Here is a 26,777-nt window from a genome sequence, read left to right as displayed (position 1 = left end):
GTCACCGGCAGCGCTGCTGGATCACCGGTGGCGCAAAGGCACCGGTAGGTCGTCACCGATCGGTGGATCCAGCCTCAAACCGTGAACACAAATTACACACATCCCCTCTACACGCTGGCACCCGATGGTCTAGATTGACCGTGCTTCAGCTGATCGGCCACGAGGCGACCAGTAATGATCTTTGGTTCCGGCACTACGGAAAGCCAGCAGCCGCGTCCCCGGCGCCCGACGCCGGGGTGATCAATTCTTGGAGCCCTGAGGGGCTTTGGGTGCGGGGAGCACCCGAGGTTTTTCGACGGGTTCCCGCGCACGAATTAGCGCTGAAACAGCCGGGATGTCGCTCGCGGGGGGCGGGGGCTTCCCGAGGGGAGGAGCAGCGCGGCGCGGGGGGCGGGGGGCCTCCCGAGGGGAGGAAGCGTGCGGGGGGGCGGGGGCCTCCCAGGGGGAGGGGCAGTGTTGGGCGAACACGTCGAACCACTGGGAACCGGGGGGGTTCTGTGCGGCGAGGGGGATTAGTCGGCCCATTTCCGTCGGAGCGCGGGCATCTGGCGAACGGGGCGATCAGCCGGCCCGCGGTCGACTGGGAGCAGCGGTACCGCCGTACCGTGATCATCAGCGACACGGTGACCACCGCTTTTGTGGTGGCGGCGATCGGCGACTTCTTCGGGGCCCGGGACGCGGCCAACTGGCATGAGAAGTGGGGAATTCTCGCATTCGGCACCGAGCTGCTGGTGCTGGGGGCGCTTGCGGTGGGCCGGGCGTGGGCTCCGGCTGTGCTCGGCCAGGGCGCCGAGGAATTCCGCCGGCTCGGACGCTCATTGTTCGCGGCGACCGTCGTACTCGCGCTCGGCGGGATAGCCCTGACTTCGCGCAACATCAAACTCTGGATCTTCGTCGCGATCCCCGCGATCGCGCTCGTCACCATGACCGCGCGGTATCTGCTGCGCCTCTGGCTGCACAAACAGCGCAAGGAAGGCCGGTGTCTGAGACCGGTGCTTGCTGCCGGGAGCCCGGCCACCGTGCGCGACCTGATCTCCCGAACCCGAAAGTTCCCGCACATCGGCTGGCGGGTGGAGGCGGTGTGCACGGCGGACGGTCGCGGGCTCGACGGTGACCAGCTGGACGGAGTGCCGGTCGTCGGTCAACTCACGGATGTCGCCAAGCACGTCCGCCACGACGGCTACCGCGTCGTCGCGGTCACACCGGATCCGCACTGGTCACCGGACCGGCTGCAGCGGCTGGCCTGGAACCTCGAAGGCAGCGATGCCGAGATGGTCGTGGCCCCGGTGCTGATGGAGGTGGCCGGCCCGCGGCTGCACGTCGACGCGGTGCTCGGGATACCGCTGCTGCGGGTCAGCATGCCGACCTTCACCGGGGGCCGCCGAGCGATCAAGGGGGTCGTCGACCGGGTGGGCGCGGCGGTCATGCTGGTGCTGTTCGCGCCGCTGATGGTGCTCGTCGGGCTGCTCGTGCTGATGGACAGCCGGGGTGGGGTGTTCTACCGCCAGCGCAGGGTCGGCAAGGACGGCCGCGAGTTCACCATTCTCAAGTTCCGCACCATGGTCACCGGGGCTCACGGGGCACGAGCGGAGCTGGCCGACCGCAACGAGGGTGCGGGGCTGCTGTTCAAGCTCCGCCGGGATCCGCGGGTGACCCGGGTGGGAGCGGTGCTGCGCCGATACTCGCTCGACGAACTCCCGCAGCTCTTCAACGTGCTCACCGGATCCATGTCGCTCGTCGGACCGCGGCCTCCGTTACCGGAGGAGTGCGCCGCGTACGACCCGGACATCCGGCGGCGGCTGCTCGTCAAGCCCGGGCTCACCGGCCTGTGGCAGATCAGCGGACGCAGCGATCTGCCGTGGGAGGAGGCGGTCCGCCTCGACCTGCGGTACGTGGAGGACTGGTCGCTCGCCCTGGACACAGTGATCTTGTGGAAGACGCTGCGTGCGGTGCTCCACGGACAAGGGGCGTACTGATGCGCGGGGGCCGGCGTCCGGCCGGAGCACGTACCGCAGGCCACAAGGGCCTGCTTTGGGGGACCGCAGGCCACAAGGGTCTGCCTGGGGGGAGAGACGGGTCATGAGAGTCAGTGTTTTCGGGCTCGGCTACGTGGGCTGCGTATCGGCCGCGTGCCTGGCCAGCATGGGGCACGAGGTCATCGGGGTGGACGTGAACCAGGTGAAGGTCGACCTGGTCAACGGCGGCTCGGCCCCGGTGGTCGAGGAGCGGATCGGCGAGCTCATAGCCGACGTCGTGCGAACCGGAGCATTACGAGCCACCGGCGACGTCCGCGAGGCGATCATGGACAGCGAGGTGTCGCTGGTCTGTGTGGGCACGCCTTCGGAGCCCAACGGCAGCCTGTGCACCACGTACTTGGAGCGGGTCACCGAAGAGATCGGCGCCGCGCTGGCCGAGCGGGGCGGGCGGCACACCGTCGTGTTCCGCAGCACCATGCTCCCGGGCACCTGCCTGAACCTGCTGGTGCCGATCCTTGAGAAGTACGTCGGCGGCACGGCCGGGGTGGACATCGGGGTCGCGGTCAACCCGGAGTTCCTGCGCGAGGGCACCAGCGTGCGGGACTTCTTCGACCCGCCCAAGACCGTCATCGGCGAACTCGACCAGGCAAGCGGCGACGCCGTGCTGGCGCTGTACGACGGCCTGCCCGGCGAGGTGTTCCGGGTGCCGGTCCCGACGGCCGAGGCGATCAAGTACGCGGACAACGCGTTCCACGGCCTCAAGATCGGCTTCGCCAACGAGCTGGGCGCGGTGTGCCAGGCCCTCGGGGTGGACTCGCACCAGGTGATGGACGTGTTCCTGGCCGACCGCAAGCTGAACATCAGCCCCGCCTATCTGCGGCCCGGCTTCGCCTTCGGTGGCTCCTGCCTGCCCAAGGACCTGCGCAGCCTGGTCTACGCGGCGCAGCGGGCCGACGTCTCGGTGCCCATCCTCTCTCACGTGCTGCCCTCCAACTCCGACCATCTGCAGCGCGCGGTGGACCTGGTCGAGCGCACCGGCAAACGCCGGGTGGGTCTGTTCGGGCTGTCCTTCAAACCCGGCACCGACGACCTCCGCGAGAGCCCGCTCGTCGAGCTGGCGGAGCGGCTCTTCGGCAAGGGCTACGACCTCAAGATCTACGACGCCAATGTGAGCCTCTCCCGGCTGCTCGGTGCGAACCGCGAGTACATCGAGAGCCGGCTGCCGCATCTCGCGCAGCTGCTCGCGGACTCCGTCGACGAGGTGCTCGAGCACGCCGAGGTGTGCCTGGTGGGGACCAGGGATCCGGCCGTGCTGTCGGCGCTGCCCCATGGGGACCGCCCGGTGATCGTCGACCTCATCCACCTTCCCGACGCCGATGCGCGCCGGGCCGAACCTGGGTACGTGGGCCTTGCTTGGTGACGCAATACGCGGCGACGGGACAGCCCGTCGCGCGCTGATCCTGGTGGAGAACCTGTCGGTGCCGTTCGACCGGCGGGTGTGGCAGGAGTGCACGACGCTGCGCGACGCGGGGTGGGAGGTGCACGTCATCTGCCCCCGGGGAGAGAAGCGGGACACGGAACCGGAGGCGGTGATCGACGGGGTGCGGATCCACCGCTACCCGTTGCGCGCGGCCACCGGCGGACCGGCCGGCTACCTGCGGGAGTACGGGTCGGCGTTGTGGCACACGGTCCGGCTGGCCCGCAAGGTCGGCCCGGTCGACGTGGTCCACGCCTGCAACCCGCCCGACCTGCTGTTCCTGCCTGCACTGTGGCTGAAGCGGCGCGGCGCGCGGTTCGTCTTCGACCAGCACGACCTGGTACCCGAGCTGTACCTCTCCCGGTTCGACCGCGGCAAGGACCTGCTCTACCGCGCCGTGTGCGCGCTGGAACGGCGGACCTACCGGGCCGCGGACATCGTGCTCGCCACGAACGAGAGCTACCGGGACGTCGCGGTACGCCGCGGTGGCCGGCAGCCGGAGGACGTGTTCGTGGTGCGCAGTGCGCCCCAGATCGACCGGTTCCAACCGGTGCCGCCGGAGCCGGAGTTGAAGCGCGGCAAGCCTCATCTGCTGTGCTACCTCGGCGTCATGGGCCCGCAGGACGGCGTCGACTACGCCTTGCGCGCCCTCGCGAAGCTGCGCGACGAGCTCGGACGGACCGACTGGCATGCGGTGTTCGTCGGCGCCGGCGACGCCTTCGACGCGATGGTGGAGCTGTCCCGGCGGCTCGGGCTCTCGGAGCAGGTGCAGTTCACCGGGCGCATTCCGGACGCCGACCTGGTGCGCTACCTGTCCACCGCGGACGTGTGCCTCTCCCCCGACCCGCGCAATCCGCTCAACGACGTGTCGACCATGAACAAGGTCCTGGAGTACATGGCGATGGGCCGGCCGATCGTCTCGTTCGACCTGAAGGAGGCGCGGGTCTCCGCCGGTGACGCCGCCGTGTACGCGCCCGCCAACGACGAGGCCGAATTCGCGAGGCTCATCGCGCTGCTGATGGACGATCCGGAGAAGCGGATCCGGATGGGCAAGATCGGCCAGGAGCGGATCAGCGGGCCGCTCTCCTGGCAGAACTCGCAAGCGTCGCTGCTTGCCGCCTACGCCGCCGCCTGCCGTGACCACGCTCCGGTGTCGGCGGCGACCCGTTCCGCACAGAAGAGGCGCGCAGTTGAGCGATGACGCAATACGCCTGGTCACCATCGGGCGGATCTTCCGACGGCGCTGGCGTCTTCTCGCCGTCCTCGCCGTGGTGGGCGCGCTCGTCGGCTACGGCACCTCGGTGGTGTTTCCGCCGCGGTACACGACGTCGGCATCCGTACTGCTGCCGGGGCAGTGGGAAGAGCGCGAGCTGCTGACTCAGGTGGACATCGCGACCAGTTCGACGGTGGTCGACCGCGCGGCAGCCAAGCTGGGCTGGACGGGCGTCAGCGGCGCCGAGCTGCGGGATCGAGTGACCGCCGAGGCCGCCGACGGGAACATCATCAAGATCTCGGGCACGGCCGACACCCCGGAGCGCGCGCAGCGGCTCTCCGACCAAGTGGCCCAGCAGTTCGTCAAGTTCGCCGCGCGGATCGCAGGCGGCGGCACCGACTCCGAAGCGGTCACGGGGCCCGAGGCGCTGCGGAAGAAGGTGGAGGAGACCAACCGCCGCATCACCGACCTGGCCAACGCGGCCGACCCGGGCCAGACCGTGGAGAGCGTGCAGGCCCGCACCATGCTCGAGAAGCTGCGCACCTCGCTGGAGGAGGCCATGACGAAGCTGGACGAGGCCGACCCGGCGACCGACAAGGCCGGCATGGTCGTCATGGGGCCGGCGGCCCGGCCGACCGGCGAGGCGCCGCCGACGAGGATGCAGCTCATCGTCGCCGGGGCGCTGCTGTTCTTCTTGCTCGCGGTCATCGGCCATCTCGCCGCCGCACGGATGAATCGCCGACTGCGCACCGAAGCGGAGATCGCCGCGGCCCTGGGCTCGGCGCTGCTGGGCACCGTCGACGTGCCCGAGGAGCAGCTCGGCGCGCACCGGCCGGAAGACCGTGGCCGACGGGCCTGGATCCGCCGACTCCTCGGCCTCGACACCCGGTGGGACCTACCGACGCCGCAGAGGTCCGGCGACGAGGCCGGCAGAAGGATCCGCTACCGGCGGGTTTGCGCTCGCCTCCGGGACCAACTGCCCGCCCCCCGGCGACTGTTGGCTGTCGTACCGGAGGGCGACGAGATCGCCCGCCGGGCCGCCGAGCAGCTCGTCGCCGAGGCCAAGAGCGATCCGCTGCTGCGGGTGGTGGAGATTTCGGTGGACCGGCCGACGGTGCCGGACCGCGACGCCGAGTCCGGTGCCCTGGTCGTCCTCAGCGCGGGCAGCTGGACCGCGGAGGAGCTCGCCGGCATCGCCGAGGCGTGTGCGGACGGCAGGCATGAGGTCGTCGGCATCGTCGTCGTCGGCAGGGTCCGTGCCCGTCCGACGGGGACTGCCGGCCGTCCTGCGGACGAGGCCACGTTGGCGCTCGCGGTTCGCGGCCACGCGACGGGGGGCTCAGCGTGACGACGAGCACGACTTCGGAGTCGTCGGCCGCCACTCCGCTCCTCGACCTGCAGGCGCTGGTGGTCGCGGTCCGCAGGCGCCGCCGCCTCTGGTGCGCCATGGCGCTGCTGGGACTGCTGGTCGGCGCGGCTGTGGCGGTCCTGATGCCGCCACCGCCGACCGCGGTGACCAAGGTGCTGGTCGCGCACAAGGAGGACCAGCCGAACGACACCGGAACGCTGATCCGCACCGATGTCGAGCTGCTGGGGACCACGCGGATCGCCGACAAGGCGCTGCAGTCCCTCAAGTCCCCTGAAAAACCTGAGGACTTCATGCGGGACTACCGGGGTACCGGACTGACCAACAACCTGCTGCAGATCACTGTGACAGGGGACAGCGACGCGGAGGCGGTGGCCCGGGCCAAGGCGCTGGCCGATGCGTTCGTCGCGGACCATGTGCGGCGGATGCGGGAAACCGCGACGGCCGAGTCCAAGGCCCTGCTCGACCAGCGTGACCGGATGCGGGACGAGCTCGCCCAGGTCAACGAGGAGATCGGAGACCGATCGCCGGACAGCGACCCGAAAGCGTCGGCCGCCATCGAGTCGCTCTTCGCCCGCCGGGCCGAACTCAACTCGCGGATCGCCGATTTCGACCAGCGCGCCGCAGACGCGCGCACCGGCACGCCCAAGGTCGTCGCCGGCACGCAGATCGTGGACGCCCCGCGCGCGGTGCGACACTCCCTGCCCAAGGCCGCTGTCACCAACGCCGCGATCGGGCTCGTCCTCGGGCTGGTCCTCGGACTCGCGCTGACCGCGGTCGGCACGGTGGTGAAGGACCGCCCCGTGCTGCGCCGGGACATCGCGGCGAACCTGGGCGCCTCGGTCATCGCGGAGCTGCCCCGCACGCACCGCTGGTCGGCCAGGCTGTGGCAGCGCCGACGGACTCGGGCGGCACGCGAACGTCTCACCACCACCCTTGCCCGCACCGTGCGCGGCTCCGCGGAACCGGTGTCGCTGCTGGAACTGGGCTGTGCGCGCAGCACGAGCGTGCTCGCACTGGACCTCGCCCGGGCACTGGCGGCGGACGAGCCCGTGGTCGTCGTCGACGGTCTGCCCGGCGCGCAGCTCTCGGGCCGTCGCCCGAAGCCGGGCGACCCGGCCGTGGTCAGCGGCGAGCGTGCCGCGGCCGGGGCGCCCGAGGAGCACCGGATCGGCGTCGGCTCGGTGGCGCCCGGCACGGCGTGGACCGACCTCCAGTACCTCGGCACCCAGACCGTGCTCGTCGTGCGAGCCGGGCACGGCAGCGCCGCATGGCTGCACACCGTGGCGCGGCAGCTCGCGGACCAGCGCATTGCGGTGATCGGTGTGGTGCTGATCGACCCCGATCCGCGGGACCGCACCGACGGCACATTGTGGGACGGGCTGCGCACCGCTCTGCGCGGCCGTGCCGAGCGGCTGCCCCGGCAGAACAGAACGAGCGAGCCGCGGACGGAGCGGCAGCCGATGTGGGCCGCACGCGTCCCCGGCAACGACCAGGAGGCGCGGTAGGACATGTGTGGCATCGCAGGTACTTACCGATGGCCGGACGGGAAGCTGGTGACCGACCGGCTCACCGACACCCTCGCCCACCGCGGCCCGGACGGAGCGGGCCGCTACAGCCACTCCGTCGGTGACGGCGAAGTGCACCTCGGGCACCGTCGGCTGGCCATCATCGACCTGTCCGAGACCGGTGCCCAGCCGATGGTCTCGGACGGCCTCGCCCTGACGTACAACGGCGAGCTGTACAACGCCCCCGAGCTGCGCGCGGAGTTGGCGGCCGCCGGAGTGCGATTCCGCGGTACCTCCGACACCGAGGTGCTCCTTGAGGCCTGGCGGCGCTGGGGCACGGACTGTCTGCCCCGGCTGCGCGGCATGTTCACGTTCGGCGTCTTCGACGAGCGCACCGGTGAACTGGTGCTCGCCCGCGACCAGTTGGGCATCAAGCCGCTGTTCCTGCTCCGGCGCGGCGAGGGTCTGGTGTTCGCCTCCGAACTCAAGGCGCTCGCCACCGCGACCGGCGGAAAGCTGGAGGTGGACCATGCGGCGCTGGTGGCCTCGCTGCTGTACTACTGGGTGCCGGACTCACGGTGCGCACTGCGTGAAGCGGAGAAGCTGCCGCCGGGGAGTTGGCTGCGGTGCCGGCCCGACGGCCGGGTGGAGCGCGGCCGGTTCTGGAACCTGAAGGACGTCGCCGCCGAGGGCCGGGAGCGGGCCCGGAGCGGCGAGCAGCCGGACCTGGCCGCCATCGTCGAGGAGTCCACCCGGCGCCACCTGCTCTCCGACGTCCCCGTGGCGACGTTCCTGTCCGGCGGTCTCGACTCCAGCTACCTGACCGCGCTGGCGGCCCGCCACCAACCGGGGATCTCCGCCTACACGATCGGGTTCCGCGCCGAGGACGCCAAGTTCGAGGCGATGCCCGACGACCTGCGCTACGCCCGGCAGGTGGCCCTGCGCTTCGGCGTCGACCTGCACGAGATCGAGATCGCTCCGAACGTGCTCGACCTGCTACCGCAGATGACGTACCACCTGGACGAGCCGATCGGTGACCCCGCGGCGATCAACACGTTCCTGATCTGTTCGGCCGCCCGGGAGGCCGGGGTCAAGGTGATGCTCTCGGGGATGGGCGCCGACGAGCTGTTCGCCGGGTACCGCAAGCACCTGGCCAACCTGATCGCGCTGCGCTACCAGCGCGTCCCGCGACCCCTGCGCCGCGGGGTGTCCGCGGCCGTGGACCGGCTGCCGGTCGCCACGTCCCGCCGGGGGTACCGGTCGGTGCGCTTCGCGAAGCGGTTCCTGTCCTTCGCCGATCTGCCGGAGGAGACCGCGTTCCGGCGCAGCTACACCATGTACGACCGAGGCGAGCTGCTCGCGCTGCTCGACCCGGACCTGGCCGGGACGGTCGACGACGTACTGACCGAGCATGCGGACACCTACCAGGACAACGACCTCGACGACTTCGTCAACCGCATGTGCCTGACCGACGCCCGGATGTTCCTGCCGGGCCTGAACCTCGCGTACACGGACCGCTCCAGCATGGCCGCGTCGACCGAGGTGCGGGTGCCGTACGTGGACGTCGAGGTGGTGAAGGCGGCGTTCGCCGTGCCCGGTGATCGCAAGATCGTCGGACGGCAGGGCAAGGCCGTCCTCAAGGAGGCGGCCACCTCGATCCTGCCCCGGGAGATCGTGTACCGGCCCAAGGGCCTGTTCAGCGCCCCGCTGCGGGCCTGGATGAGCCGGGATCTGGCACCGCTGGTGCGCGAGGTGATCAACGACGGCGAGCTCGTCCGTTCCGGGTTCCTGCGCCGCGACGCGCTGGCGCGCATGGTCGCCGAGGACGCCTCCGGGCAGCGGGACTTCTCCAAGCATCTGTGGCATGTGCTGACCCTCGAGTACTGGTATCGCGACGCGACCTCTGGGTCCGGCCAGAGCACTCGGTTAACGGCTTAGGAATCAGAGGAGTTCGGGTGAAGCAAGTTGTACAGAACTACAAGAGCGGCGAGCTGGCGGTGCTCGACGTGCCGGTACCGGGGTGCAAGCCGGGCGGTGTGCTGGTCCGCAGCGCCTTCTCGCTGATCTCCACGGGGACCGAGCTCATGAAGGTGTCCGAGGCCGGCATGTCGATGCTGGGCAAGGCCCGCTCACGGCCGGACCAGGTGGCCAAGGTCATGCAGAGCGTGGCCACCAACGGGGTGCCCGCCACCTACCGCAAGGTGATGGGCAAGCTGGACTCCTACACACCGCTGGGCTACTCGCTGTGCGGGGTGGTCGAGCAGGTCGGCGCCGGAATCGACGATGTGAAGGTCGGCGACCTCGTGGCCTGCGCCGGCAACGAGCACGCGCTGCACGCCGAGTTGAACTGGGTGCCGAAGAACCTCTACGTCCCGGTGCCGGACGGCCTCGCGCCGCGGCACGCGGCCTTCGGCACCGTCGGGTCGATCGCGATGCAGGGCGTCCGCCAGGGCGAGCCGCAGCTCGGCGAAGTGGCACTGGTCATCGGCCTCGGCCTGATCGGGCAGCTGGTGGTGCAGCTCCTTGCCGCCTCGGGAGTCCGCGTCGTCGGGGCCGATCCCGACCTGGTGCGCTGCGAGCTGGCCGAGCGTCTGGGCGCGGCGGCCTGCGGCGATCCCGCGTCAGCGGCCGTGGAGACCGCCGTCGCCGAACTCACCGGCGGTCACGGCGTGGACCAGGTGTACCTGGCCGCCGGCGGCGGCAGCAACCAGCCCGTCGAGCTGGCCGCCCGGCTCTGCCGGGACCGCGGCCGGGTCGTCGACATCGGCAAGTGCCGTCTGGACCTGCCGTGGAACGCGTACTACGAGAAGGAACTCGACGTCCGGTTCTCCCGGTCGTACGGCCCCGGGCGCTACGACCCGGAGTACGAACTGGAGGGGCGCGACTACCCGATCGGCTACGTCCGCTGGACCGAGCGCCGCAACCTGGCGTGCTTCCTCGACCTCGTCGCCCGCGGCAGCGTCGACGTGGAGCCCCTGGTCTCCCATATCGCCGACTTCGATGACGCGGTCGAGACGTACCAGCGCCTGAAGGACGGCGACTTGAAGGCCGTGGCCGTGCTGTTCCGTTACCCCGAGCACGCGGGGCAAGCGGAGGAAGCGGCGGCCCCGGCGGTGGCCGTGCCCGCGGTGAGCGTGAAGAGGGGTCCGGCCCGGGCCGCCAAGACGCCGGTGCGCCTTGCGTTCGTCGGCGCGGGAAACTACGCGACGTCGATGCTGCTACCGCATTTGACACAGCGCGACGGGGTCGAGTTGTCGACCGTCGTCACCACGACGGCTCTGTCCGCGGCCAACGCGCAGCGCAAGTTCGGCTTCGCCGAGGCGACCACCGATCTCGACGCCGTGCTCGGCGACAAGTCCATCGACGCGGTGTTCGTGGTCACCCGGCACAGCTCGCACGCCGAACTGACCCGAAAGGCGCTGCTGGCCGGCAAGACGGTGTTCGTGGAGAAGCCCCTGGCCCTCACCGAGGACGAGCTGGCCGGCGTGCTCGCGGCGGTGGAGGAGTCCGGCAACGACCGGCTGCAGGTCGGCTTCAACCGCCGGTTCGCTCCGCTGCTGCAGGAGGCCAAGCAGCGGTTCGGCGCCCGGACCGGCCCGGCGAACCTGCGCTACCTGGTCAACGCGGGCCGGCTGCAGCACGGCAGCTGGTACCTCCAACAGGGCACCGAGGGCTCGCGGTTCGCCGGCGAGGGCGGCCACTTCATCGACACGGCGAGCTGGCTGCTCGAGGCCGACCCGGTCTCGGTGTACGCGGTCGCCCCGTCCGGCAACGAGGACCTTCAGGTCGTACTGCGCTACCCGGACGGGTCCACCGCCACCATCAGCTATGTCACCACCGGCCCGGCCAGCCTCCCCAAGGAGACGCTGGACCTGGTCGCGGACGGCAAGGCACTGCGGCTCGACGACTTCGTCCGCGCCGCTGTTTACGACGATGGCCGCCGCAAGCGGTGGGTCAGTTCGCGGCTGCCCAAGGCCCGGGACAAGGGCCAGAACGCCGAACTGGCCGCGTTCGTCAAGGCCGTGCGGACCGGCGGACCGATGCCGGTGCCGCTTCAGTCGCTGGTCGCCACCACGGCGGCCACCCTCGCCGTGCAGGCCGGCCTGGCCGGCGGTGCGCCGGTGACGTTGGAGCAGGCACGATGACCATGAGCGCGGGCTGGTACCTGCGGCGGCTGTCCCGGATGGGACCGCAGGAGGTCGCGGGCCGGGTCAGCGACGCGGTGCGCAGGCGGCGGTGGCGGTCGGCGCGGCCCGACTGCCCGAGCGTGACCGGCGCCCGGTTCACCGCGGTACTGCCCGTCGGGACGATCGCCGCAGTGCCTCCGGACGCCGCGAAACGTCTCATCGCCGAGGCGGACCGGCTGATGGACGGGCACGCCGAGTACTTCGGGGTGGTCCGCGACGACCTCGTCGACCCGGACTGGTGGTGCGACCCGAAGACCGGGCGCCGGGCTTCGGGGGGCTACGCATTCGACGTGCCGTACCGCAGCGAGGACACGGTCGGCGACATCAAGCAGATCTGGGAGCCGTCCCGGCATCAGTACCTCACCCAGCTCGCCGCCGCCTACGCGATCACCGGGGACGAGCGGTACGCGCAGCGCGTGGCCGAGCATCTGCGGTCGTGGTGGGCGGCCAACCCGCCGCTGCGGGGCGTGCACTGGATCAGCGGCATCGAGCTGGGCATCCGGCTGCTGTCGTGGGTGTGGATCCGCCGGCTGCTCGACGGCTGGTCGGGCGCGGCCGGCCTGTTCGAGGACAACCCGGTGGCGCTGAACCAGATCTGGCACCACCAGCGCTGGCTGGCCGCCTTCCCCAGCCGGGGGTCTTCGGCGAACAACCACGTCATCGCCGAGGCCGCCGGGCAGTTCGCAGCGGCCTGCGCATTCGGCTGGTTCCCTTCCTCGCAGCGTTGGCGGGCCGACGCGCTGCGGTCGCTGGATCGGCATCTGCGCGGCAACACGTTCCTCTCCGGCCTCAACCGCGAGCTGGCCACCGAGTATCACGGACTCGTGCTGGAACTCGGCCTGGCCGCGGTGGCCGAGGCGGACGCCGCCGATGTGCCGGTCCCCGCGACCGTTCGGCTGGTGCTGCTGCGGATGACCGACGCGCTCGCGGCCGTCGTGGACAACCGGCTACGGCCGCCGCGCCAGGGGGACGCGGACGACGGGCACGGTCTGGTCCTGGACGGCGCGGGCACCGACCGCTGGGCCTCGCTGCTGGCCACCGGGGACGCCGTATTCGGCCGGCTCACCTGGTGGCCGACGGTGACCGGCACCGATGTGCGCACCCCGCTGCTGGCCGCGCTCATCCGGCCGTACTCGAAGGATGGAACCGCGCCGGCAGTGACCCGCCCGGCAAGCCGACCGGGCCACTTCGCCGACGCGGGCATGACCATCCTGCGCGGTCCGGGGAAGGCTGGGGAGACAGGGGAGATCTGGTGCCGCTGCGACGGTGGCCCGCACGGCTTCCTGTCCATCGCCGCGCACGCTCACGCCGACGCGCTGTCCGTGGAAGTCCGGCACGACGGGGTCGACGTGCTCGCCGACCCGGGGACGTACTGCTACCACGGGCAGCCCGAGTGGCGGCAGTACTTCCGGTCGACCCTCGGCCACAACACCCTGCAGCTGGACAGCGGTGACCAGTCCGTCTCCGGCGGCCCGTTCCTGTGGACCCGGCAGGCCAACAGCCGCGTCCTGGCCGTGGACACATCCGACGCCTCCGACGGGGGGACGGCCCGCTGGTGTGCCGAGCACGACGGTTACCAGGGCTCCGTGCACCGCCGCCGGGTGGAGCTGACGCCCGCGAGCCAGGAGCTGAGGGTGGTCGACGAGGTGCGTGGCCCGCGCCGGGCCGTGCAGCTGGCGTTCCACCTCGGTCCGGCGATCGCTGCGGACCTGGTCGGGAACCGGGCACAGCTCACCTGGACCCGGGACGGCGAGGACCGTTCCGCAGTGCTCGACCTGCCCGGGCAGCTGTCCTGGCAGGCGCATCGCGGCGAGACCGACCCGCCGCTGGGCTGGTACTCCGCCGGATTCGGGCGCAAGGAACCCGCCACCACGCTGGTCGGCACCGGCTTCGCCGACGGGGCGGAGGGCTTCACCACCGTGCTCAGGTTCCACGGCTAGAGAGGGAGGAGGACGCGTGGGGAACAAGTGGCGGAACTGGGCGTTGCCGGCGGCACCGCTGGCGCTGGCCCTGCTGTCGGCGACCGGCTGTACGAGCACGGCGGGCGCCCAGCCGGAGCGGACCGCTGCGCCACCCAGATCCGTGGCCGTGGCCCGCGTGTGCGCCAAGCCCTCCGCCGGGCCGGCGAAGGCGCCGGCGGGTGCGGTGACGGTCGACCCGGCGGTGGTCGGTGACCTGGCCGAGAAGACCAAGAGCAACCCCCCGAACACCACGTTCTGGCTTCGACCCGGCAAGCACAGGCTCGACCCGGACCGCTACGCCCAAGTCATCCCCAAGGAGGGGAACCGCTACCTCGGTGCGCCGGGCGCGGTGCTCGACGGCGGGAAGAAGAACCAGTACGCATTCGGCGGTACCGCCCGCGATGTCACCCTCGGCTACCTGACCGTGCAGCGGTTCGTCGCGCCGCACGACGAGGGCGTGGTCAACCATGACTCGGCCGACGGGTGGGTGATCGAGCACGCGACGATCCAGTACAACTCCGGCGCCGGGCTGATGGCCGGTGCCCGCCAGCAGGTCCGCGCCAACTGCCTGCGCGACAACGGCCAGTACGGCATGAACGCGTACAAGACCGGTGGCCGTATCAGCGGCCTGGTGGTCGAGGGCAACGAGATCGTGGGCAACAACACCGGCGACTGGGAGCGGCGGCGGGAGGGCTGCGGCTGCACGGGAGGCATCAAGTTCTGGGCCGTCAACGGCGCCGACGTACGGGGCAATTGGGTGCACGACAACCGCGGAACAGGGTTGTGGGCGGACACCAACAACAACGACTTCCGCATCGAGAACAACGTGCTGGAGGCCAACGACGGTGCCGCGCTGATCTACGAGACCAGCTACAACGCGGTCATCCGGAACAACACGATCCGACGGAACAACTGGGTCGAGGGCCGCCGGGAAGCCAAAGCGGGCGATACCTTCCCGTTCGCGACCGTCTATGTGTCCGAGTCCGGGGGCGAGCCACGGGTCCGGGCCCGCACCGACAAGATCGAGATCTACCGGAACGTGCTGGAGAACAACTGGTCCGGGATCACCCTGTGGGAGAACGCCGACCGGTTCTGCAACAGCCCGGCCAACACCTCGTCGGGCGACTGCACCTTGCTGGTGAAGGACACCGACCGCTGCGTGAAGCCGGCGATCGGCAAGCCACCGCTCTACGCCGACTGCCGGTGGAAGACCCAGCGGGTGGACATCCACGACAACCGCTTCGTGCTGGACAAGGCCGTCGTCAAGTGCACGGAGAAGTGCGACCGCATGGCGGTGCTCGCCAACTACGGCACTTATCCGGACTGGTCGCCCTACAAGGGCGAGAAGGTGGCTGAGGCGATCACTCACGAGCAGGACAACCGCTGGCACGACAACGTCTACGTCGGCCCCTGGAAGTTCGTCGCCCAGGACACGAGCCAGGTGCTCAACTCCGCGCGCTGGCAGGGCAAGTCCTACCGGCAGGACGCGGGCAGCACCTTCCGCGCACGGGCCGGTGGTTGAGATGAGCACACAGCCCGGCGCCGAGCGGCGCCCGGCCGGCACACCGAAGATCGTCGGGGTCGTCTGGGGGTTGCTGGTCCTCAACACGCTCGGCTCCGCCGGGGCGAAGACCATCGTCCCGCTGCCCCGCTCCCTCATCCAGATGGTCACCATGGGCGCCCTGGTCGCCGCGTTCACGCTGGCGCTCGCCGTCAATCTCCAGCTGCGTATTCGAGCCAGCGCCTATGTGCTCCTGCTCACCCTGCTGCTGGTGCTGAGCGTGATCTCCAGCGCGGACCTGGAGTCCGGGTTCGGAGCGCTGTTCCGGTGCGCCCGGCTGGCTCTCTTCGTCGGCACGCTGTGGCTGCTCAGCCGCTGGTGGGACGGCGGCCTGACGTTCGTCCGGCACCACATCCGGATGTACTTCGCGGTGCTCGGGTCGGTGGCCGCCGGCCTGCTGATCTCACCGGGCGCGGCCATGCCCGAGCTCTACGGCGGACGGCTGGTCGGTGCGTTGTGGCCGCTGACCCCGCCGCAGATCGGACAGTACGCCGCGGTGATCATCGGGCTCACCGTGCTGCTCGTACTGGGCCGCCGCACCGACCGGACCAGCGCGGCGGTGGTCATCGTGCCGTCACTCGTCCTGCTCGCGTTGACCCATACCCGGACGGCCACGCTCGGCCTGCTCATCGGGCTGGTGTTGGCGATCGGCTCGCTCATCCTGACCAGCGCCGCAGCCCGCCGGTTCTTCACCTGGGCGGTGCTGTGTGCCGTGGTGGCCGCGGTGGGGTTCGCCTCCGCGCTGCAGGCGTGGTTCCTGCGCGGGCAGAGCAAGGAGAACTTCTCCAACCTCACCGGTCGGGCCAAGGTCTGGGACGCCCTGCTGGCTGCGCCCCGGTCGACCTCGGAGAAGTTGTTCGGCGCGGGCCTGGGCGACAAGTCGTTCGGCGGGCTGCCGATCGACAACAGCTGGCTGGCCGTCTACAACGAGCAGGGTCTGATCGGCGTCACCGTCGTCGCGGCGTTCATCATCGTGCTGGGCGGCGTGGCGTTGCTGCGGCCACCGTCGCTGCAGCGGGCCTGCGCGATCTTCCTGATCAGCTACTGCGCGATCGCGTCGTACACCGAGGCCGGTCTTGGCGACGCCTCGCCGTATCTGCTGCATCTGGCCTTGGCCGCCTCGCTGTTGGCGGCACCTGCCGCGGCCACTCCCCTTGCGACGCGCGAAGTCTCGACGCCCGAGGTCCCTCCACGACGCATCCCGCGCTGGGCCCAGAAATCGGAGGTGACCTGAGCATGCACGTCCTCGTGGTGCACAACCGCTACGCCTCGGCGCAGCCGAGCGGGGAGAACAAGGTCGTCGACCAGGAGGTGGAGCTGCTGCGCGCGGCCGGCCACCGGGTCGAGATGTTCGAGCGGCGCAGCGACGACATCGCCTCCCGGTCCCTGCTGGGCAAGGTCGCGGTGCCGCTCCTTGTGCCGTGGAACCCGGCGGTCCGCACGGAGCTCGCTGCCAAGCTGCGCAGCGAACGGCCGGACGTGGTGCACGTCCACAACGTCTTCCCGCTCCTGTCGCCGGCGGTCCTCGCCGCCTGCGCCGACGCCGACGTGCCCGCCGTCGCCACGCTGCACAACTACACCCAGGTCTGCCCGCCCGGCACGCTGCAGCGGGACGGCCGGCCGTGCACCGAGTGCGTCGGATCGGCGGCGCCGCTGCCCGCCGTCCGGCACGGCTGCTACCGGAACTCGCGGCTTGCGACGGTGCCGCTCGCGGTCAGCCTGTCGGTCAACCGGCGGCGGTGGTGGTCCGGCGTGGAGCGGTTCTTCTGTATCTCGGCGGCGCAGCGCGACGTCCTGGTGCGGGCCGGCATGCCGGCCGAGCGGCTGGCGGTGAAGCACAACTTCGTGCCCGACCCGGACGACCGCCGGGTGGGCGACGGCGAGCATGTGCTCTACCTCGGCCGGCTCGCCGAGGCCAAGGGCGTACGGCTGCTCATGGCCGCGTGGGACGAGCTCGCGGCGAGCGGCGGTGTGGGCGTGCCGCTCGTGATCGCCGGCACGGGGCCGCTGGAGCCGGAGGTGACGGCCTGGACGGCGGGCCGGGACGACGTGCGGTACGTGGGCCTGTACGACACGGCGGAGTGCCAGAAAGCCATCGCACGGTCGGTCGCCGTGGTGGCTCCGTCCACGTGGCTGGAGGCGTTCGGCCTGGTGGTCGTGGAGGCGATGGCGGCGGGGGTCCCGGTCGTCGCCGCCGGTCACGGCGCCTTCGTCGAACTCGTCGAGGACGGCGTCACCGGGCTGCTGCACCGGCCGGGCGAGTCCGCCTCGCTCGCGTCCTGCCTACGCCGGATCGCCGCCGGGCCGGACCGCAACCGGGAGATGGGCCGGGCGGCCCGGCTCCGGTACGAACAGGGTTTCAGCCCGGCGGTCGGCCTCGACCGCCTGGTTGACGAGTACCGCACCGCGATCGCGGGGCGGTCAGCACTGGCTCGCGGCGGGGACACCCGCGCGAGCAGGGGGGATGGGGACAGTAGATGACACGATGCCGACTGTGCGGCTCGGAGGCGATGGCCAGCGTCGTCGACCTCGGGGCGACGCCACCATGTGAGAGCTTTCTCGCCGCGGACCAACTGGACCAGCCGGAGCCCGCGTACCCGCTGCACCTGCGGGTCTGCACCGACTGCTGGCTGGCGCAGATCCCGCCGCTGATCAAGCCGGAGGAGACGTTCACCGAGTACGCGTACTTCTCCTCCTACTCGACCTCCTGGGTGGAGCACGCGCGTGCGTTCGTCGCCGACGCCGTACAGCGGGTGGGACTCGACACCGAAGGCTCCGACGCTTTCGTGGTCGAGGTCGCGAGCAACGACGGGTACCTGCTGAGGCACGTGGTGGACCGGGGGATTCGCTGCCTGGGCATCGAGCCGTCGGTGAACGTCGGCGCGGCGGCGCGGGAGGCGGGTGTGCCCACGCTCACGGAGTTCCTGAGCCCGGAGACCGGCTCGGCCGTGCGCAAGGAGCACGGCCCGGCGAACCTGGTCGTGGCCAACAACGTGTACGCGCACATCCCCGACGTGATCGGGTTCACCCAGGGGCTGCGCGCCCTGGTCGCCGACGACGGCTGGGTCTCCATCGAGGTGCAGCACCTGCTGACCCTGATCGAGGAGAACCAGTACGACACGATCTACCACGAGCACTTCCAGTACTACACGGTCGCCTCCGCGATCCGAGCCCTGGCGAGCGGCGGACTCGCGCTCGTGGACGTCGAGTTGCTGCCCACGCACGGCGGCTCCATCCGGCTGTGGGCCCGCCCGGCCGAGGTCGCCGGCGAGCCGAGCCGACGGGTGGCCGACGTACTGGCCCGGGAGAAGGCCACCGGGCTGCAGGAGCTGTCCGGGTACACCGAGTTCTCCGCCCGGGTGGCCAAGGTGCGCCGGGACCTCCTCAAGTTCCTCATCGAGGCGGCCGAGCGCGGCGAGACGGTCGTCGGCTACGGCGCCCCGGGCAAGGGCAACACCCTGCTCAACCACTGCGGCATCCGCCCCGACCTGCTCCCGTACACGGTCGACCGCAACCCCTACAAGCACGGCAGGTTCACCCCGGGCACCCGCATCCCGATCCTGCCGCCCGAGCAGATTGCCGCCGACAAGCCGGACTACGTGCTCGTCCTCCCGTGGAACCTGCGGACCGAGCTGACCGAGCAGCTCTCCTTCGTGCACGACTGGGGCGGCCGGCTGGTCTTCCCCATCCCGGAACTGAGCATTGTCGAGGTCAAGCGATGAAGGTCGTACTGTTCTGCGGCGGTTACGGGATGCGGATGCGGAGCGGTGCCGCAGACGACGTGCCCAAGCCGATGGCGATGGTCGGGCCGCGACCGCTGATCTGGCACGTCATGCGCTACTACGCGCACTTCGGGCACAAGGAGTTCATCCTGTGCCTCGGGTACGGGGCTCACCACATCAAGGACTTCTTCCTCAACTACGAGGAGACGACGTCCAACGACTTCGTGCTGAGAGGCGGGCGGACCGAGCTGCTGTCCACCGACATAGCCGACTGGACGATCACGTTCGCGCAGACCGGCATCGAGTCACCGATCGGGGAGCGGCTGCGCCGGGTGCGGCACCACCTGGACGGCGACGAGATGTTCCTCGCCAACTACGCCGATGTGCTCACCGACGCTCCGCTGCCGGAGATGATCGACCGGTTCGCGCAGCGCGACGCCGGTGCGTCGATGATGGTGGTGCCGCCGCAGTCGTCGTTCCACTGCGTGGAGCTGGGCGAGGACGGCCTGGTGGGGGGCATCACCGCGGTGAGCGACATGCCGCTGTGGGAGAACGGCGGCTACTTCGTGCTCCGCCAGGAGGTCTTCGACCACATACCGGAGAACGGGGACCTGGTCGCCGACGGATGCGCCCAGTTGGCCAAGCGGGGCCGTCTGGTGGCGCACCAGCACCGCGGCTTCTGGAAGCCGACCGACACCGTGAAGGAGCGGGCCGCGCTCGACGAGGCCTACGCCCGGGGCGACCGCCCGTGGGCCGTGTGGGAGCGGGACAGCGCGGCGGTGAGCGCGTGATCCGGCTCGGGGCCGGGCGGCGCCTGGACCGGATCGTCGCGGTGGGCGCGCACTGCGACGACATCGCCATCGGCGCAGGCGGCACACTGCTGACGCTGTGTCACGCGCGGCCGGGTCTCCGTGTCGACGCGCTGGTGCTCTCCGGCGGCGGCAGCGAGCGGGAGCAGGAGGAGCAGGCCGCGCTCGCCGCCTTCTGCCCGGGCGCCGACCTGCGGCTGACCGTGCACAAGCTTCCCGACGGCCGGATGCCCGTGCACTGGGACGAGGCCAAGGCCGCGGTCGAGGAACTGCGCGCGCAGACCGACCCGGATCTGATCCTGGCCCCGCGCACCGACGACGCGCACCAGGACCACCGCGGTCTGGCGAAGCTGATACCCACCGCGTTCCGCGACCACATGGTCCTCGGCTACGAGATCGTCAAGTGGGACGGCGATCTCGGCCGTCCGGCGGCCTACCAGCCGCTGACGCCGGAGATCGCCGAACAGAAGGTACGGCTGCTGCAGGAGCACTACCCCTCGCAGCGGCACCGGCCGTGGTACGACCGGGAGGCCTTCCTCGGCCTGGCCCGGATCCGCGGCATCGAATGCCACGAGCGCTACGCCGAGGCGTTCGCCGTCACCAAACTCACGCTCAACCTGGGGGATTGAACCTTGCGCGTACTACTGACCGGACACCAGGGCTACCTGGGCACCGTGATGGCCCCGGTCCTCACGGCCGCCGGACACGAAGTCGTCGGCCTCGACTCCGGCCTGTTCGCCGACTGCGTCCTCGGCCCGACACCCGCGGACCCACAGGGGCACCGGGTGGACCTGCGCGACGTCACGGCCGACCACGTGGCCGGGGTGGACGCCGTGATCCACCTGGCCGCGCTCTCCAACGACCCGCTGGGGTCGCTGGCGCCGGAACTCACCTACGACATCAACCACCACGCGTCCGTACGGCTGGCCCGGCTGGCCCGCGACGCCGGAGTGGGGCGCTTCCTGTACGCGTCGACCTGCTCGGTCTACGGCGCCGCCGGCGGCGACGACCTGGTGACCGAGGACGCCCCGCTGCGCCCGGTGACGCCGTACGCGGAGTCCAAGGTGCGGGTGGAGGACGACCTGCACGCGCTGGCCGACGACGACTTCACCCCGGTGTTCATGCGCAACGCCACCGCCTTCGGCTACTCGCCCCGGCTGCGCGCCGACATCGTGCTGAACAACCTGGTGGGCCACGCGCTCCTGTCCGGCGAGGTCCTTGTGCTCTCCGACGGCACCCCTTGGCGCCCGCTGGTGCACGCCGCCGACATCGCACGGGCCTTCACGGCCGCGCTGACCGCGCCTCGGGAAGCGGTGCACGACCGGGCGTTCAACATCGGCAGCGAGGTCAACAACGTCACGGTCGCCGAGATCGCCGAGCAGGTCGCCGAGGCGGTGACCGACTCCAAGGTGGTGATCACCGGGGAGACCGGCGCCGATCCGCGGTCGTACCGGGTGGACTTCTCCCGGTTCCGGGCCGCGATACCCGGCTTCGACTGCGAGTGGACGGTGAAGCGGGGCGCACTCGAACTCGCCGACGCCTACGGGAAGTTCGGGCTGACCAAGGAGGACTTCGACCGACGTTTCACCCGACTCGCCGTGCTGCGCGCGGCGTCCGACGCCGGCACGGTCGACGACACCCTGCGGTGGCGCGGATGACCGCGGCCGGCGCACAGCCGACGACCTCGACCGGCGACGAGATGCATGCGCTGGTCGAGCGGCTGTACCCGCTGTGCCGCAGCATCACCGGCGACGGTGTGCGCGCCACCCTGGACATCGTCGGGGAGTACATCCCGCTGCAGGTGCACGAGGTGCCGACCGGGACGCAGGTGCTCGACTGGACGGTGCCGCAGGAGTGGAACGTCCGGGACGCGTACATCGCGGACAGCGCCGGGAACCGGGTCGTCGACTTCGCCGCGTCCAGCCTGCACGTGCTCGGCTACAGCGTGCCGGTGTCGGCGACCATGCCGCTGGCCGAGCTGCGGAAACACCTGCACACCCTGCCGGACCACCCGTCCTGGGTGCCGTACCGCACCAGCTACTACAAGCCGGAGTGGGGGTTCTGCCTGGCCCAGGAGACCCTGGACGCGATGCCGGACGGCGAGTACGAGGTGCGCGTCGACTCCACCCTCGCCGACGGCCATCTCACCTACGCCGAGCACGTGGTCCCCGGGCAGGTCCCCGACGAGGTGATCGTCTCCTGCCACGTCTGCCACCCGTCGCTGGCCAACGACAACCTGGCCGGCATCGCGGTGGCGACGTTCCTGGCCCGGGCGCTGGCACAGCAGACGCCGTACTACACCTACCGGTTCCTGTTCGCGCCCGGCACCATCGGGGCGATCACCTGGCTGGCCCGCAACGCGGAGCGGGTGGAGCGGGTCAAGCACGGCCTTGTGCTGGCCTGCGCCGGCGACCGGGGTCGACTGACGTACAAGCAGAGCAGGCGCGGTGACGCGGAGATCGACCGGGTGATGCAGCATGTGCTGGCCGCATCCGAACGCCCGCACCGCGTCGCCGAGTTCACTCCGTACGGCTACGACGAGCGGCAGTTCTGCTCGCCCGGGTTCAACCTGGGCGTGGGTTCGCTCACCCGGACCCCGTACGCGGGCTATCCCGAGTACCACACCTCGGCGGACAACCTGGACTTCGTCTCCCCGGAGGCGATGACGGACACCCTTGCCGTGTGCCGCGAGGCGTTCGCCGTGCTCGACCGCAACCGGCGGTATCTGAACCTCAGCCCTTACGGCGAACCGCAGTTGGGCCGGCGTGGGTTGTACGACGCGCTCGGCGGCCGCAGCGACACCAAGCAGGCCCAGATGGCCATGCTCTGGGTGCTCAACCTCTCCGACGGCGAGCACAGTCTGCTGGATGTCGCCGAGCGGTCGGGGCTGCCGTTCGACACCGTCGCCACCGCGGCCGGCGCCCTGCACGGCGCCGGGTTGATCAAGGCATGACGCCGATGACCACCGGGGAGCAGAAGACGGCGACACCGGCCGGGTCCGCCAAGCGGGCCCTCGCCGGCCGGCTGTCCTGGGGACTGGCCGACCAGGCGGCCTCCAGCATGTCCAACTTCGCGGTGGGCATCTACGTGGCCCGCTCGCTGGGCGTGACCGCGTTCGGCGTGTTCAGCCTGGCCTGGGTGACGTACGGCGTGGTGCTCAACGTCTCCCGCGGGCTGGCCACCGACCCGCTCATGGTGCGCTTCAGCGGCGTGTCGGACGCGTCCTGGCGCGCGGCGGTGGCCCGGTCGTCAGGGACCGCGCTCGGCGTCGGCGCCGCCCTCGGCGCGGCGTCTGTGGTGGTCGGCCTTGCTCTCGGCGGCCGCGTGGGGCCCGCGTTCGCCTGCCTCGGCGTCATGCTGCCGGGGCTGCTGCTGCAGGACGCCTGGCGGTTCGCCTTCTTCGCCGCAGGCGCCGGACGGAAGGCGTTCGTCAACGACGTCGTGTGGGGCGTCGCGCTCGTCCCGGCCATGGTGGTGGCGGCCCACATGGGCAGCGTGGCCGCATTCGTGCTCGCCTGGGGCGGTTCCGCCGCGGTGGCCTCGGTGTACGGCTGCTTCCAGTCCGGCATCCGGCCCCACATGAGCGGAGCGCGCGAGTGGCTGCGCGAGCACCGCGACCTCGGCTACCGGTACCTGGTCGAGAACGTCAGCAACAGCGGCGCGAGCCAGCTGCGGGCGTACGGGCTCGGCGCGATCGTCGGAGTCGGCGCCGTGGGTGTGGTCCGGGGCGCCGAACTCCTGCTCGGCCCGTTCCTCGCCCTGCTGATGGGCCTTTCGCTGGTCACCGTCGCGGAGGCGGCACGGGTGCTGCGGCGGGCCCCGCACCGGCTTGGCAGGTTCTGCCTTCTGCTGGGCGGCGGGCAGGCCGTCGCCGCGCTGCTCTGGGGCGGGGCGCTGCTGCTGGTGCCCGACCGGGGCGGTGAGTTCGTGCTCGGCGGCGTCTGGAGCTCGGCCTCGGAGCTCATCGTGCCGGTCACGCTCGGCGTCGCGGGCGCCGGCCTCGGCACCGGCGCGGCGGCCGGGCTGCGCGCGCTCGGCATGGCCCGGCGCAGCCTGCGCAGCCAGCTGATCGCCTCCGTCTGTTACGTCATCGGCGGGCTCGGCGGGGCGGCCGTGGCCGGCACGGTCGGCTCGGCCTGGGGCGTCGCCGCCGCGACCGTCAGCGGCTCGGCCGTGTGGTGGCTCCAACTGCGGTCCGCCCTGCGCGAGCACCACCAGAACTCCATCCCCGAATTGAGGACGCAATGACCGCCCAACCCCGGCTGAGCATCGGCCTGCCCGTGTACAACGGCGAGGAGTACCTCGCCGAGGCCCTCGACGCCCTGCTCGGCCAGACCTACGAGGACTTCGAGCTGGTCATCTCCGACAACGCCTCGACCGACGGGACGCAGGACATCTGCCGCAAGTACGCCGCGCAGGACTCGCGTATCCGGTACATCCGGCTGCGCCGGAACATCGGCGCCGCGCCGAACCACAACTATGTGTTCACCGAGTGCCGCGGCGAGCTGTTCAAGTGGGCCTCGCACGACGACCTTTACGCCCGCGACCTGCTGCGGCGCTGCGTTCAGGCGCTGGACGAGCGGCCGGACGTGATCCTCGCGCACTCCGGCCAGGCGGTCATCGACGGCGACGGCCAGGTGAAGGTCCCGTACGAGTACGGTCTCGCCACCGACTCGCCGCACGCACCGGAGCGGTTCCGCAGTCTGCTGTTCGAGCCCGGCGGCGACGACTTCTACGGGGTGATGCGGGCCGATGTGCTGCGCCGGGTGAAGCCGCACGACAGCTACCACCACGCGGACCGTACGTTCGTCGCCGAGATCACCCTGCACGGCCCGTTCCACCAGGTGCCGGAGCTGCTGTACTTCCGCCGCGACCACCCCACCCGCGCCGAGCGGGCGAACCCTTCCAAGCGCTCCCGGTGCGTCAACCTGGACCCACGCCGGGCAGGCCTGCTGCACCCGACGCCCCGGCTGCTCGCCGAGTACGTCTGGGGCTTCGCCTCGGCGATCCGGCGGGCGCCGTTGTCGCCGGCCGACCGGCGCGCGTGCTACCGCCATCTGGCCGCGTGGATGACCAGCCGGGTCCGGCCGGGCGCCGGCGAGCGGGTCGAGGACCGCGCCCCGGTCGACCCGGGCCGGCTCGCCGTCTCCGTCGACGCCCTCGTCGCCGGCCGCGAGGGGAGGCGTGCATGACGCCTGCGAACGAAACGCCGGTGCGTGTCGGGGTGTTCGGCCTGCTCGGCTCCGGCAACCTCGGCAACGACGGGTCGCTCGAGGCCGTACTCGGATATCTCCGCGCCGAGCACCCGGAGGCGGTCGTGGACGCCCTGTGCGGCGGACCCGAGGTCGTCGCGGCCCGGTACGGGATCCCCGCGGCACGGCTGCACTGGTACCGCGGGGAGTACCGGACCGCGTCGCGTGCGGGCGCGATCGCGGCGAAGGGTCTGGGCAAACTCGTCGACGCCTTCCGCACCGCTGCCTGGGTGCGCCGGCACGACGTGGTGATCGTGCCGGGCATGGGCGTCCTGGAGGCCACGCTGCCGCTGCGGCCGTGGGGCTTCCCGTACTCGCTGTTCCTGCTCTGCGCATCCGGCCGGCTGTCCGGCACCCGGGTCGCGCTGGTCGGCGTCGGCGCCGCCCCGATCGGCGACCGGCCGACCCGGGCCCTGGTGCGCTGGTCGGCGCGGCTGGCCGCGTACCGCTCGTACCGGGACTCCCAGTCCCGCGACGCGATGCGGGCGATGGGCGTCGACACCGCGCGCGACGAGGTCTACCCGGACCTCGCGTTCGCCCTGCCGACGCCGCCGGCGAGCGCGCCCTCGGGCCCCCCGGACCCGCCGGGCCCGGTCTGCGTCGGCGTCATGGATTTTCACGGCGGCAACGACGACCGCGCCCGGGCCGAGGAGATCCACCGGCGCTACCTCGACGGGACAACCCGTTTCGTCCGCACGCTCGTCGAGGACGGCAGGCCGGTCCGGCTGCTCACCGGCGACGAGTGCGATGCGCCGGTGGTCACCGCGATCCTCGACGCGGTGGACTCGCCGCTGGTCACCGCCGCCGAGGCAGTCTCGCTGGCCGACCTGATGAAGGAGACGGCGGCCGCCGACACCGTGGTGGCGACCCGGTACCACAACCTGGTCTGCGCGCTGAAGGTCGGCACGCCGACGCTCGCCCTCAGCTATGCGGCGAAGAGCGACGCGCTCATGGAACGGATGGGATTGGGCGCGTACTGCCATCCGGCTCGCGCAGTCGACGCCGACCGGCTGCTCGAGCAGTTCCGGGCGCTGGAGAAGCGCTCGGCCCAGCTGCGGCGGACCCTCGCCGAGCGGAACCTGGTCACCGCCGGTCAACTCGCGCACCAGTTCAACGCCTTGACCGCGGCCCTGTTCCCGGGGGCGGCGGCCGATCAACCTCAAGCCCACGTCCGGCAGGAGACTCCATGAAAGCGACCGAAGTCCCGGAGATCGCCGGCGCGTACCTGTTCGAGCCGACGCCGTACGCCGACGAGCGCGGCTTCTTCTGCCGCACCTTCGACGCCGACGTGGTCCGCTCGGTGGGCCTCGACCCGGACGCCTTCGTACAGGACAGCCTGTCCCGTTCGGTCCGGGGCGTGCTGCGCGGCATGCACCTGCGCTCCGGCGCCGGCGAGGCCAAACTGGTGAGGTGCTCGTACGGGCAGATCTTCGACGTAGTCGTGGACCTGCGCCCCGACTCGCCGACATACCGCAACCGGGCCTTCTTCGAGCTGTCCGGCGAGACACAGACGACCTTGTACATCCCGGCGGGGTGCGCGCACGGCTTCCAGGCGCTGACCGAAACCGCCGACACCTCGTACCGGATCGACCGTCCGCACGATCCGTCCGAGGACGTGACGATCGCCTTCGACGACCCGGAGCTCGCCATTCCCTGGCCGCTGCCGGTCACATCGATGTCCCAGCGGGACCGGGAGGCGCCGAGCCTCGCCGAGGTCCTGAAGCAAAGAGAGAGCTGAGGTCGGC

At 71.2% G+C, this 26,777-nt stretch carries 20 protein-coding genes; all 20 read left to right on the top strand.

The window, feature by feature from the left end:
• Nucleotides 1-497 precede the first annotated feature (497 nt).
• The 20 genes from EHO50_RS33035 (at nt 498) to rfbC (ending at nt 26,770) form a co-directional block, all read left to right on the top strand.
• Nucleotides 498-1,976 (top strand): sugar transferase, encoded by a 1,479-nt coding sequence (locus EHO50_RS33035; RefSeq protein ID WP_128434915.1) that lies wholly within the window; start codon nt 498-500, stop codon nt 1,974-1,976.
• 103 nt (nt 1,977-2,079) lie between these two features.
• The gene (locus tag EHO50_RS33030; RefSeq protein ID WP_128434914.1) at nt 2,080-3,396 is read left to right on the top strand and encodes a nucleotide sugar dehydrogenase; all 1,317 of its coding nucleotides are present in this window, start codon (nt 2,080-2,082) and stop codon (nt 3,394-3,396) included.
• Nucleotides 3,353-4,654 carry a glycosyltransferase family 4 protein gene (locus tag EHO50_RS33025; protein WP_425472297.1) on the top strand — a complete coding sequence of 434 codons (1,302 nt, stop codon included), beginning with the start codon at nt 3,353-3,355 and terminating at the stop codon, nt 4,652-4,654. The genes EHO50_RS33030 and EHO50_RS33025 overlap by 44 nt, the downstream gene beginning before the upstream one ends.
• Nucleotides 4,644-6,014, top strand: coding sequence for a Wzz/FepE/Etk N-terminal domain-containing protein (locus EHO50_RS33020; RefSeq protein ID WP_128434912.1), 1,371 nt, complete (start codon nt 4,644-4,646; stop codon nt 6,012-6,014). The genes EHO50_RS33025 and EHO50_RS33020 overlap by 11 nt, the downstream gene beginning before the upstream one ends.
• Nucleotides 6,011-7,540 (top strand): Wzz/FepE/Etk N-terminal domain-containing protein, encoded by a 1,530-nt coding sequence (locus EHO50_RS33015; protein ID WP_128434911.1) that lies wholly within the window; start codon nt 6,011-6,013, stop codon nt 7,538-7,540. The genes EHO50_RS33020 and EHO50_RS33015 overlap by 4 nt, the downstream gene beginning before the upstream one ends.
• A 3-nt stretch (nt 7,541-7,543) precedes the next feature.
• Entirely contained in the window at nt 7,544-9,478 is a 1,935-nt protein-coding gene (asnB, locus tag EHO50_RS33010; RefSeq protein WP_128434910.1) for an asparagine synthase (glutamine-hydrolyzing), read from the top strand.
• A 17-nt stretch (nt 9,479-9,495) separates the two neighbouring features.
• Entirely contained in the window at nt 9,496-11,685 is a 2,190-nt protein-coding gene (locus tag EHO50_RS33005) for a bi-domain-containing oxidoreductase (protein WP_128434909.1), read from the top strand.
• Nucleotides 11,682-13,667, top strand: coding sequence for a heparinase II/III family protein (locus tag EHO50_RS33000; RefSeq protein ID WP_128434908.1), 1,986 nt, complete (start codon nt 11,682-11,684; stop codon nt 13,665-13,667). Before EHO50_RS33005 ends, EHO50_RS33000 begins: the two co-directional genes overlap by 4 nt.
• Nucleotides 13,668-13,683: 16 nt before the next feature.
• The gene (locus EHO50_RS32995; RefSeq protein ID WP_128434907.1) at nt 13,684-15,210 is read left to right on the top strand and encodes a right-handed parallel beta-helix repeat-containing protein; all 1,527 of its coding nucleotides are present in this window, start codon (nt 13,684-13,686) and stop codon (nt 15,208-15,210) included.
• A gap of 1 nt (nt 15,211) precedes the next feature.
• Nucleotides 15,212-16,483 (top strand): O-antigen ligase domain-containing protein, encoded by a 1,272-nt coding sequence (locus EHO50_RS32990; protein WP_128434906.1) that lies wholly within the window; start codon nt 15,212-15,214, stop codon nt 16,481-16,483.
• A 2-nt stretch (nt 16,484-16,485) separates the two neighbouring features.
• Entirely contained in the window at nt 16,486-17,730 is a 1,245-nt protein-coding gene (locus EHO50_RS32985; RefSeq protein ID WP_128434905.1) for a glycosyltransferase, read from the top strand.
• A complete protein-coding gene (locus EHO50_RS32980) occupies nt 17,727-18,971 on the top strand; it encodes a class I SAM-dependent methyltransferase (RefSeq protein WP_128434904.1) in 1,245 nt (414 codons plus the stop codon). Before EHO50_RS32985 ends, EHO50_RS32980 begins: the two co-directional genes overlap by 4 nt.
• A complete protein-coding gene (locus EHO50_RS32975) occupies nt 18,968-19,762 on the top strand; it encodes a glycosyltransferase family protein (RefSeq protein ID WP_128434903.1) in 795 nt (264 codons plus the stop codon). Before EHO50_RS32980 ends, EHO50_RS32975 begins: the two co-directional genes overlap by 4 nt.
• The gene (locus EHO50_RS32970; RefSeq protein ID WP_128435066.1) at nt 19,759-20,409 is read left to right on the top strand and encodes a PIG-L deacetylase family protein; all 651 of its coding nucleotides are present in this window, start codon (nt 19,759-19,761) and stop codon (nt 20,407-20,409) included. Before EHO50_RS32975 ends, EHO50_RS32970 begins: the two co-directional genes overlap by 4 nt.
• Nucleotides 20,410-20,412: 3 nt before the next feature.
• A complete protein-coding gene (locus EHO50_RS32965) occupies nt 20,413-21,438 on the top strand; it encodes an NAD-dependent epimerase/dehydratase family protein (protein ID WP_128434902.1) in 1,026 nt (341 codons plus the stop codon).
• Nucleotides 21,435-22,733, top strand: coding sequence for a DUF4910 domain-containing protein (locus EHO50_RS32960; RefSeq protein ID WP_128434901.1), 1,299 nt, complete (start codon nt 21,435-21,437; stop codon nt 22,731-22,733). The genes EHO50_RS32965 and EHO50_RS32960 overlap by 4 nt, the downstream gene beginning before the upstream one ends.
• Nucleotides 22,730-24,028: an MATE family efflux transporter gene (locus EHO50_RS32955; protein WP_425472296.1), complete on the top strand. Its 1,299-nt coding sequence runs from the start codon at nt 22,730-22,732 to the stop codon at nt 24,026-24,028. The genes EHO50_RS32960 and EHO50_RS32955 overlap by 4 nt, the downstream gene beginning before the upstream one ends.
• Nucleotides 24,025-24,972 (top strand): glycosyltransferase family 2 protein, encoded by a 948-nt coding sequence (locus tag EHO50_RS32950; RefSeq protein ID WP_128434900.1) that lies wholly within the window; start codon nt 24,025-24,027, stop codon nt 24,970-24,972. Before EHO50_RS32955 ends, EHO50_RS32950 begins: the two co-directional genes overlap by 4 nt.
• Nucleotides 24,969-26,222: a polysaccharide pyruvyl transferase family protein gene (locus tag EHO50_RS32945; RefSeq protein WP_128434899.1), complete on the top strand. Its 1,254-nt coding sequence runs from the start codon at nt 24,969-24,971 to the stop codon at nt 26,220-26,222. The genes EHO50_RS32950 and EHO50_RS32945 overlap by 4 nt, the downstream gene beginning before the upstream one ends.
• Nucleotides 26,219-26,770, top strand: coding sequence for a dTDP-4-dehydrorhamnose 3,5-epimerase (gene rfbC / locus EHO50_RS32940; RefSeq protein WP_128434898.1), 552 nt, complete (start codon nt 26,219-26,221; stop codon nt 26,768-26,770). Before EHO50_RS32945 ends, rfbC begins: the two co-directional genes overlap by 4 nt.
• Nucleotides 26,771-26,777: the final 7 nt, after the last annotated feature.

Origin of the sequence: Streptomyces cyaneus, from assembly GCF_004028635.1 — a bacterium.
Lineage (GTDB): Bacteria > Actinomycetota > Actinomycetes > Streptomycetales > Streptomycetaceae > Streptomyces > Streptomyces cyaneus.
This window is presented reverse-complemented; position numbering and strand designations above follow the sequence as displayed.